The sequence below is a fragment of the Leptospira ilyithenensis genome (assembly GCF_004771005.1).
Lineage (GTDB): Bacteria > Spirochaetota > Leptospiria > Leptospirales > Leptospiraceae > Leptospira_A > Leptospira_A ilyithenensis.
The window spans coordinates 1-10,916 of the sequence record NZ_RQHV01000034.1 but is presented as its reverse complement, the minus strand read 5'-3'; the positions used below and the strand labels follow the sequence as shown (position 1 = coordinate 10,916).

The window sequence follows — 10,916 nt, the reverse complement described above, 5'->3', positions numbered from 1 at the left end:
CGTATAACGAACTAGCCTTACCGACGTTGTCCGTAGCTGAGTCTCGTAGAGACGTTAGCGTCGGCGCGTTTTCTTGCTTTTGCAAGAAACGTGACGGAGGACAATGTGCCGAAGGCCGAGCAAGGGTGAGCGGAAGCGAATCCCGCAGCGTAGCGGTAAGGCGTAGTTATACGAAGGGCGCTCTTAATTGTCGTTAAATCAACTTGATCGATATGATTAGGCAATAAGTTGATTTAAAATTATTAAAAAAGACATGGCTTTCATATTTAAGAAGATAGAAAGCTAAATTTCATGTTAATAGTAAGAATTAAATTTTGTTAGGCCAAAGAATCTAAACAACTTCTTCTAATCTAACATTAGGAAAAATAGCTTTTACTTTTGAAATAGTTGTTAATTGCGGATTAGCAGTTTTTGCAGATTCCAATCTTTGGTAGCTATATAAATTTTTGAGACCTAATTTATCAGCAACTTGTCTTTGAGTTAAATTTCTTTTTAATCGTTCTCGCTTTAAAATTAGAGCAAAGGAAATTTTAGGATCAACCTTAACTTTTATAATATCTTTTGTAACTTTTAGTTTTTTAGGAAATGGAGGTAACACATCTTTGTTTTCTGGATCATCTAAAACAAGATTGATAACTTCTTCCATATTAGAATGTAATTCATGAAGTGAGTCCGCTTGAGTTTTTGCTTCAGGAATTTCAATGCACTGTGCCCAGAATCCATTATTTTTTTCGGAGTGAATTTTGAAGTGATATTCCATTATTTCTTCTCCTTGTTAATCCTTTTCAGCAGTGCTTTTTCTAAGCCTTTTTTTAATTCTTTATGCATAGGAATGGTCTCTCTTAAATCATCCTTTGCAATGAAAACGTGACTTCCTTTTTGTCTCAGAACAGACCATCCGTCTTTTATATAAAGAGATAGCATTTCTTTTCCACTTAGTGGCACGCATAATTTTACCAACTATAGTTGGTATGTCAAGATGTATTTTAGATTTTCTTGATTTTTGCGCCTTTCGTATAACGAACTAGCCTTACCGACGTTGTCCGCAGCTGAGTCCCAAAGGGACGTTAGCGTCGGCACGATTTCTTGCGTATGCAAGCGAGTGACAGAAGAGGAATGTGGCGTAGCCCGAGCGAGGGTGAGCGAAGCGAATCCCGCAGCGTAGCGGTAAGGCGAAGTTATACGCAGCGCGTTATTTACCAAAGCAATTTTTTGTAGGAAGATAGAGTAATTCTTCTATTAAACTCTCAAAACTAGATTTTGGTACCGCTAAGAATAATTTGTTGAAGTTTAAAAATTGGCGGCTTTCTGTATATTTAGATTGTATAGAGTCTAGAGATTCCTGTGTAAATAAACTTACAATAGGTGCTGGGATAATATCAATATATCCTGGATCGACGAATCTTGAATAGTCATACGCAAGTTTTATTCGGTAAAGACCTGGTTTGCTTTCTTCTATTTCAGTAACATGTCCTAAACCAAATTCTGTTTTAACTGCTGATCCTATAATTATAGCAATATTGCCATCAATTAGATCAAGATTTAACTTATTAATTTCCTGTTCAAGAAAGTCAAATTTCTCTGTCTCAGTGCTATTTATTGATAAGATAATCTTTGAGGATCTGACAAAAAAATTATAATACCAAGAAAAATATAATTCTGGAGGAGCACTTACTTCTAGACTATTTCTTTGGTCAAAATGGATTTTCTTGCTTAGGAATGAGTAGAGATTATAGTAGTCTAATCCTAGTAAACGCCTTGTTATAAGATTGGAATCATTAAAAAGATCTTTGAATCGTCCAGCAGTACTTTTGTTATAAGAATATTGGGCTAATTTATCATATTTTGTTTTTCCATCGTTATAATATTTTTCAAATGAGGGGCTTTGAAATTCATAATATGAATGGATGTTTTTTCGAATATTATTTCTCTCTTTGATAAATTCAAACCATATTTTGTTTTTGCATGCTGTTTCAAAATCACTACTATTTTCTATTAATGCGAGTTCAGAATAAAGCTCCATAGATATTCTAAGAAGAACTAATATTTGGATATATTCTGATTCTTTAACGGTTGAACTAAAAAAGTGTGATTTTTCCTGCCTTTCTTTGATTTGCTTGAATGAAATATTTCTACTAAATGCTAATTTTAAATAGGAAAAAGCGGAGGGGATAAGAGAAGAAGAGACTCTCGATAGATAATACTTCTTATGAGAAGAAAGTAAATCAATGCCATTTGTAAGTGGAATATATTGAATTTCACTTTCTATTAAGTCTATAGTTTTTAATATTAAATCTAAATTCATCTTTTTAGCGTTGCGTATAACGACCTAGGCTTATCGACGTTGGTCGTAGGTGAGCCTGCAATGCAGGCGTTACCGTCGGCACGCTTCTTGCTAAGCAAGAAACGTGCCGGAGACCAATGTGGCGTAGCCCGAGCGAGGGTGAACATAGTGAATCCCGAAGCGTAGCGATAAGCCGAAGTTATGCGTAGTGCTTGTTATTTTCCATCAATGCTTTTTACTAGAGCATCATATTGTTCTGGATCTTTTTCCTTTAATTTATTAAGCACATAAGTAGCAATTTTGGGTATTTCTGGGATTTCAATCGGACGCATGCTACGATCGAATATTTCTTCTAGATGTGAGAGCTCATTATCTACTCTATTAATTAATGCTGCAGTTGTGTCGTCACCATGAAAGAATTTTTTAAGTTTAACGAGAATATTTGTATTATTCGGATACTTATAAAAAAGATAAGCCTCAAGAAATTTTCTTAAATTATTACCAAATCCATAGAAAATATTATAATCCAATTCATCTGGGTTTTGGTTTGCACACTTATATATTTGATCAAAAAGATAATTGAACTCAGTTGTATATTTGCGAAGATATTTTGGCATTATTTTTAACTTACTTTCATTCTCATTTCTTTCGATTAAAAAGTAGCTAACATCACTTTCGGTTTGAGTTGTTCCATTTTTTGCCGAGAATGAATATGTTGGCAAAGTCATTTTCTTTAAATATTTCAAAAAATCTAAATTATGAGTGGAAATAAATAGTTGTCCATATTTTTTATTTAGTGCAATTCTGCTTTCAATCAAGCTGAATACGAAAAATATATGGTTATTATCAAGACTGGATATTGGGTCATCTATCCAAATAATTAAATCATTTATAGTTTCTGGAGTTTCTGTAAGTTTTGCCATAAAATAACAGAACGAAATTAGACTACATTCCCCTTCACTTAAATTAAATGCCTTTTCGGAACCCCGCATTACGTTAAAACATGAAATGTTCTCACCTTCTACATGAACGAGCTTTAGACTGTTATTGCCAAAAAAGTTATTCAAATATTCGTTTACCTTATCTGCTCCTTTCTGTTCATCTTTTAATTGTTTTTCAAGTAATTCTATATTAGTATTTTTTTCATTAATCAAAAGACTAATAGTTTTATGGCTAATTTCAGCATCTTGCTTTTCTTTATTGAGGCTTTCAATTATTTCTTTTTCTTTCTGATAATCGATATCTAGTAAAAATTTTGAAACTTCATTTAAACGAAGAAATTCACGTGCAATTTTCTTTTCTTCCGTGATTCTTTTTGTTCTTTCATTGTTTTTCTTCACTAATTCATTTATATTTGTTTGGATCTCCGGAATCGTGTCTTTATTAAAGGTAATATTTGGAAATTCTAGTTTTGAAAATATTTTTATTTTCTTCTCTTCCAAAGATGCTCTAATTAATGATAGTTGATTATGTATTGTTTTGATTTCTAATTCTAGGGATTGTGAAAATTTTTGAAAATCCTCTATAAACAATGTATAAAAAGAATCTTTGATTGGAAGTTTGAATTTTACTAAATTGGACTCATGAATACTTATTTCCGTTATTAGAGAATTTATTTCATTTATCTGTATTTCTGAATCTTCGTTAAAATGATTTTTATATTGATCCCAAAGATTGGATGGTAAATTTTGTCCGCAGAATCCGCATTCAGATAATTTATCTTTATGGAGTTGAATTCCGGTTTTTGCCCAATTTTCTAAACCTGGATTTTCTGAAAATCTTGCGATTGGATTTGCTTGTGTTACAACAGTTTCTACTAAAATTTTACTTTTTTCGAGAATTGAATCAATAAAATCTAAAGATATATGAATTTTTAATAAATCGGCTTTCTCCGTATCTAAAAGGGCAGCTTCATGATTTTTTATAAGATCTAGAGATAAATATTGAGTTGGATTTTTTTGTATTAAATCTATGTCTGAATCAATATTATTAATTCGGTAATTAACATTTTCATATCTACTCGCATTTTCTTTAATCAATCTGGCTTTATTTCTTAATTTTGTTACTAGATTTTCTTGTTTTTCCCCATGTTCTTTGTTTTTCGAATTAAAAAGCTCTCTTTTTTGATGTTCATCATATAAAAGTCCTGCTTTTTTTTCGATGTTGCCTAGTTCAATTTTTATATGTTTAATCTTTTCTTCGATATCGACATTGTCGCTACCTACAATAGCAAATGGTAAAATATCTCCGTCATTATCAAAAATAAACTTTAGGTTATGCTTAACATATTCTTTGTTATATACTCTAATTTTCAAATTGTGGTTATATATGTTAGATTCTGACAAATCAGTACCGCTTAGCGTTTCTAAATTGAATTTAGCATTCTGGTTTTTCTCTGGCAGTAATCCAGTCTCAAAACTTCGGAATATTCTTGAAAGAGTTGTTTTTCCTGAATAATTTCGTCCGTATATTAGATTTAATCTTCTAAATGAGTATTCTTTGTTTTGTTTATCAATTAATGTTGATTTCCAATCAAAGTTTTTGAAAACAGCAGTATCTTTTATTTGTTTAATTTTTTTAATCATACAATTTTAATATTATCTTACAAGCATTACGTATAACGGACTAGCATTAACGACGTTCCTCGTAGCTGAGCCTCCGGAGGAGGCGTTAGCGCCGGCGCGCTTTTTGCGTAGGCAAGAAAGCGTGACGGAGAGGAATGTGGCTTTAGCCCGAGCGAGTGTGAGTCCCGAGCGGAGCGTTAATGCGTAGTTAGTTGCCGTTTTGGACTTTCTTGAATTAATCATTACTAATGCTTTTTTGAAAATTACATTTCTCGACACGGATGTCGAGAAATGTGTCTAGAAAGTATAAATTTTATCAATCTCTTTCATCAGTCGATCTGTTTCCACCAAGGCTACTATGATTTTTTGATAATGTAAAATATCTTCGTAACCAAGCATTCTATCTTTTCTATTTTTCAACCATTTTTGAGCTGGCTGATAGCCGCCGATAAAAAAGTTCCATGCACCTTCTGGAACTTTAGAAAAGTATTGCGTTTCGTTAATATAAACATTCCCATTTTCAAATTTTAGTTTTGAAACGATATTATCTCCAGATATGGGATACGAGGTTTTGAATGAATTAACCACACCTGATTCTAGTAAATGAATCTGGCGCATCTCTCCACCTAATTTTACTAATTTCCAAAAAGTTTTTTTATCTTCTGGATAAGGCACTCGCGGAAAATCTATTTTCAGAAATTCCTTGTAAGTTTCCCTGTATCTCGGTGAATGTAAGACGGCGTAGATAAAATCTAGAATATCAATCGGAGCGAATGAATTTTTTTTTGCATCTTGTTCATTTGCATAACTTAATTTTAATTTAACCGCAATCTTTTTTACAATATCAGAATTTATATTTGGTTTTCTAATTGCGGCTGTGTCCAATTCTGGATTAGCTGAATCTGGATAGAGATAAAGAGGGAAGAAGTAAGGTGTTCCCTTGTTACTTATGAAAAATCTGTCAGTCACTAAATTTTGAGAACAGAAGACGTAGCAAAAAGAAGGAACATTGTATGAGTATTGTCGCATGCATACAAGAGAAATATTTTCACCACTAAGAAGATGTTTAGCTTCACTTTTTCTGTCTCTTTTGAGGGCGTTTGTTTCGTAATAGATAAACTTATTGTCGAAAGGTTTATACTGTATTAATTTGATATGTGATTCTGATATTTTTGTTTTTTGAAAATTTTTCAACGACCATCCAGAGGTATTTTCTAATCCATATTTATTCTTTATGCCATCGATATCCTTGGCATTTACGATTTCCTTAATTCTTTGGAATAAAATATTATCGTCATCGTCAATAACAATTTCATCTCTACCAGTTTGTAAGCCACTATTAAAGTCGATAAATAGCTCATCAATACCGAAAAAGGAAGAATAGTTTTTTTCGCTTTTGAAATTTTTAGTAACAAAAAAATAATTGGGATCAGAATATTGTAGTTCCTTATAGGCCATATTCGAGATAGAATTTTTTCTTAAAAACGCATATTTATCTTCTCTTTTCCCAAACAGATCATAGTGAAAAACTTTCCCTAGTTCATTTTTCTTTTTCTTCACTGTTTTGATAAATAGATTAATCGATACACCTTGCATTATATCAAAAACGTTTTCATCAACACTGCCGTCAGGGCTAATTTCTTTTCTATTTGAATTCCCGTGTAAATCTAAAATGTAAATTTTATCAAAGCTCTCAAGCAAATGTTTTCGCATTTTCCGATGTGTTATTCCGTCAATGAAACTATTGTTGGAAATATAAGCTAGAATACCTTCGCCAGTTTTGTCGATGAAATGATGACCGAATCGAATGAATTTAATATAATCATCATCTAAATTTATTTTCTTCTCGTTTAAATCTTTTTTGTAGTCTGCAATCAAGTTTTGAATCCAGTCGCTTTTATTGATACTACTAACCGCATAAGGCGGATTACCCATTACAACCATGACTGGTGTATCTCGCTTAACATCATTTGCTTGTCGTGCTTCCTCACTAAGCCACCTTGCTAGCGCAAAAAGTGTACCGTCGTCTTCGTGATATTCTTCGAGAGAGTTCGTCAGATAGATTTTGAGCCGTTGGCTTTTTGTTGGTTTAAAGCCTGTTTCTTGCAAGAGCATGTCGATTTTCAAATGTGCCATTGCGTAGGATGCCATTAAAATTTCAAATCCGTGCAGACGCGGTATAAGATGGTTCTCTACATAATTACTCCAAATGCCTTTTAGTCCCTGAAACTTTTGGTAGACTTGACGGATGAGCTCAGCAATAAATGTTCCAGTTCCGGTGGCAGGGTCTAGAAATTGAACGCGATGGACTTTTTTCTTTGTAGATTTTTTTTCTCCTGGCTGTTTCACATCAATGTCAATCATCGAATTGTCAGCAATTCCTTCTTTGATTCCAAATTCAGATTTCAATATATCGTCTATCGCACGAACGATGAAATTGACCACAGGGTTTGGAGTATACCAAACTCCCCTAGCCTTACGAAGTGCGGGGTCATATTCAGAAAGAAATGTTTCATAAAAATGAATGATAGGGTCTTGCGTTTGTGTTGCCTTTCCAAAAGCCTTAAGGAGAGATGCAACATCAGCAGAGCGAAATACTTCTGCTAACGACTCGACTATCCACTTAATACGGTCATCTATATCCGGGCCTGCAATATAACTAAATAAACTTCTAAGAAATGGGTTGGACTTGGGAATTAATTCTGCCGCTTCTTGACGAGAAAATGTTTCTAAAGTCTTATCATGAAATCTTGCGGCAAACATTCCGTAGGCAATTGTCTGGGAATAAATGTCTGAAAATTCTTTCGGTTTGATGTCATGAATCAGTACCTTCTGAAACGCATCCATTTGGTCTCTCAAAGAACTAGATTGTTCTTTTTTTATATCAGAAAGTAATGCAGCTTCAATTATGTTTTCTAACATTCTCGCTTTCTTTGCCATCATGGCGGCTAAAGTTGATGAGGATTTTATTGTTTGTCCTTCGAATAAACAGAAGTTTTTTATCAGGTCTGTGAATGCGGAAAAATTGTTTGGAAGTGAAATAATTTTTCCATTCTTTATTTCTGCGATTGCAATTTTTATTTTAAACTCTCCATCAATGTAAAGATGAAAGTTAAGGTAGTCTGTGAAAATTAAATTTTGTAAAGAAGCTTTGTACCTATCAAACTGTTCACTAAGAGATTTACTATCTAAATCCACTCCAATGTCTTTGGCCTCTATATAGCCGACAGGAATATCTCGCTTTGTGATAATATAGTCTGGTGCACCACATTCAATTCGAGCTGGTTCATTTGTTACAAGAACCTCAGGCACAAGTTTAGCAATTAAGACTTGTAAGTCGCCTCGATAGGAATGTTCCCTGGCGTTTCCTGATTTATAAAGTTTATTGATATTGTCTAAGTAAGTATTTATTGGCATTAGGTATCCTAGATTATTTAGTTAAAAAAGTATAAAAAGCAAAGCAAAAAAACGCGTACCGCTGTTCTTTAGCTCTCTTAATTTTTTTTGGGCATTCCGAGACACGGATGTCGAGGAATTCGCTTAATCCTATTTCAAGCATTAGTAATTTGAACTAGAATTCTTTGTCCAACATGGCAACTAACGAACTAGCCTTATCGACGTTCCTCGACCCTGAGTCTCGAAGAGACGTTAGGGACTGGCACGTAGATTGCGTATGCAAGCGAGTGACAGAAGAGGAATGTGGCGTAGCCCGAGCGAGGGTGAACGAAGTGAATCCCGAAGTGTAGCGATAAGGCGTAGTTATACGCCGTTTCCTTGGTTAATTGAAATATTTAATTTGAAAATGACTTAAAAAACTTTGTGTTTTTAAATAAATCAACTAGTTTATAGTGTTCCAATGTTCCTTGAATATGCTTTAAAAAGAGAATACCTTCCTCTTTAGTAAAAGCTGATATTATTTCATCGCTATCAAATATTTTAAGAAAATCAGTATGGGATGTACTAATTATCATGGAAGATAGATTAAGAGCACGATTTGAAATATATTGTGAATTTTTTATATATTCGACTATTTTGGAGAATTTATTTTCTATTCCACAGAGTGAATAGTATCTTATAATGTAGAAAATATTTGGATCTGCTTCATGCGTAATTATTAGAGAATCGAAATATTTTGTCGCATAGTTGGATATTTTATTCGAAAAGATTAACTTAAGTGTCCCTTTATAAGAATCTTCTAAATCACTTTCTAAAAGAGAATAAATATCAAAATAGTCTTTATCTTGGAATTCATAATGTTGATTAATTGATAAGAATAAATTTGCATCGTTTTTCAATTGTAAATTAGTACTATTAAGGTTCTGAAGAGCTTTTTCCACTTGTTCTTTTTGTGTATTTTTTAAGAAATCCGACATTTCTTTTCTTAAATTCTTAATACTGTCCTGAGCTGGTTTAATACCTAAAAAGTAAGTAAGGAATGGTAGAATTATACCCAACGTTGCTAAAATTGCAGACACCAAAGCGAAAATAGTATTGATACCGGAAAACATAGTATCATGTCCGCTTATAATTTCCTTTGAGAATTCGAGTCTCTGGTTTAAGCTTTTTAAATCTGATTTTTCTATTTGTTCTAATCTCTTTTCAATTGATTGGAATTTAGAATCTATGTTTTTTGATTCGGAGTCAGTTAACTTTATCTGAGAGAACAACGGAGATTGTATCAAGCATATAGTAATTATTAGAAAATAAAGTTTGTTAATCATATAATTAATTCCAAGTAAAAAGTTTAAAGGAAATGGCGTATAACGAACTAGCCTTACCGACGTTGTCCGCAGCTGAGTCCCAAAGGGACGTTAGCGTCGGCACGATTTCTTGCTTAAGCAAGAAACGTGACGGAGGACAATGTGGCTTCAGCCCGAGCAAGGGTGAGCGAAAGCGAATCCCGCAGCGTAGCGGTAAGGCGCAGTTATACGAAGGTCGAAAGTTACAACTTTGCTCCCGCCGATCTTAAAATTCTTATCGTTTCGTTAGCCCCTTTTACTATTTTATCTGCAAGATTTTTGCTTTTTCTTTCTGTCGTATCATTTTTTAAAACACTTTGTATGATTGAAGAAATTTTAAGAATATCACCATTTGAAATATCTACTATATTTCTTATTTTTCCTTGCTTGAATTTTGATCTTATAGAATCGCCGTAGTTACTCAAAAGTTTCTTTTGATCGTCATTAAGGTCATCAATAAATGCTTCCCAATCTATTAAGTTAAGTACTTCTTTTCCTTCAACGAATTCTGCTAATTCGTTCGTTATTTGAGCGAGAGTTCTTTCTCCTTGATTGCTGACTATAAATTGAACAAACTTGTCTGAAAACTTTCTATTTTCAGTATCATAATCTAACGAATTTTTACGAAGTATAAATGCTATGTATTTGTAAGAGAATTTATCTACTAATTTTTTTTGGTCTTTTGTAAGAGTTTTAAGAAATTGTATTCTTTCTGTTTTTACTTTTGGGATTATTTTTTTGTTTATGAATAGCCTTATGTCTTTATGATTAAATCCCTTTAAATTTTCTATTGGAATCAAAAATAATCCATCTTTTTCAAAAGGTCTTACTGATCCAGGTAGACCATCGAGAATTTTAGTAAATGGAAGCATTTTTTTATCTTCTAAATTATTCCAGACTTTCCCAAACCCTTCACTTGATTTCATGATGCATAAAAATTCCTCCTTTAGTTCTAATTTTTCTATAATATCCTTTCTATATATTATGCTATAATTGAAGAATTTAGTAATAACTCGATGAAGATCAGAAATTTCTTTTTCAGAGATTCTTAATAGAGTGCCCAGTGTTTCCTTTTCTGTTTTTAGCTTTTGAAATAGCTTTCCATATTCAAATTCATCTATTCCGACGGTTCCTATCAAATTTATAGAAAAGAATGTTAAAAAAAGTAGGCATTGAACCAGAAAAGATAGATCTTTGAATATTTCTGTTTCAATGCTGATTATGAAATAACCGGCAGTTGATAATAGTATTAGGATTGTTTTTTTCCAATATTTCTTTATAAGTTTCATGATTTTAATTTTTCGACTTTCGTATAACGAACTAGCCTTA

At 32.8% G+C, this 10,916-nt stretch carries 7 protein-coding genes; all 7 read right to left on the bottom strand.

Annotated features, from left to right (window positions below):
- Positions 1 to 331: 331 nt before the first annotated feature.
- Complete coding sequence (locus EHS11_RS04815; protein ID WP_135763284.1) at positions 332 to 760, bottom strand: type II toxin-antitoxin system HicB family antitoxin; 429 nt, start codon at positions 758 to 760, stop codon at positions 332 to 334.
- Positions 760 to 924, bottom strand: a complete 165-nt coding sequence (locus EHS11_RS04810; protein WP_135763283.1) for a type II toxin-antitoxin system HicA family toxin — start codon at positions 922 to 924, stop codon at positions 760 to 762. The genes EHS11_RS04815 and EHS11_RS04810 overlap by 1 nt, the downstream gene beginning before the upstream one ends.
- A 268-nt stretch (positions 925 to 1,192) precedes the next feature.
- Positions 1,193 to 2,305, bottom strand: coding sequence for a hypothetical protein (locus EHS11_RS04805; protein WP_135763282.1), 1,113 nt, complete (start codon positions 2,303 to 2,305; stop codon positions 1,193 to 1,195).
- Between the two features lie 194 nt (positions 2,306 to 2,499).
- Positions 2,500 to 4,869 (bottom strand): AAA family ATPase, encoded by a 2,370-nt coding sequence (locus tag EHS11_RS04800; protein ID WP_135763281.1) that lies wholly within the window; start codon positions 4,867 to 4,869, stop codon positions 2,500 to 2,502.
- Positions 4,870 to 5,145: 276 nt separating this feature from the next.
- Positions 5,146 to 8,265, bottom strand: a complete 3,120-nt coding sequence (locus EHS11_RS04795) for a type ISP restriction/modification enzyme (protein WP_135763280.1) — start codon at positions 8,263 to 8,265, stop codon at positions 5,146 to 5,148.
- Positions 8,266 to 8,639: 374 nt separating this feature from the next.
- Positions 8,640 to 9,569, bottom strand: coding sequence for a hypothetical protein (locus EHS11_RS04790; protein ID WP_135763279.1), 930 nt, complete (start codon positions 9,567 to 9,569; stop codon positions 8,640 to 8,642).
- A 221-nt stretch (positions 9,570 to 9,790) separates the two neighbouring features.
- A partial coding sequence (locus tag EHS11_RS04785; protein WP_210413632.1) for a hypothetical protein occupies positions 9,791 to 10,916 on the bottom strand: 1,126 nt, incomplete at its 5' end.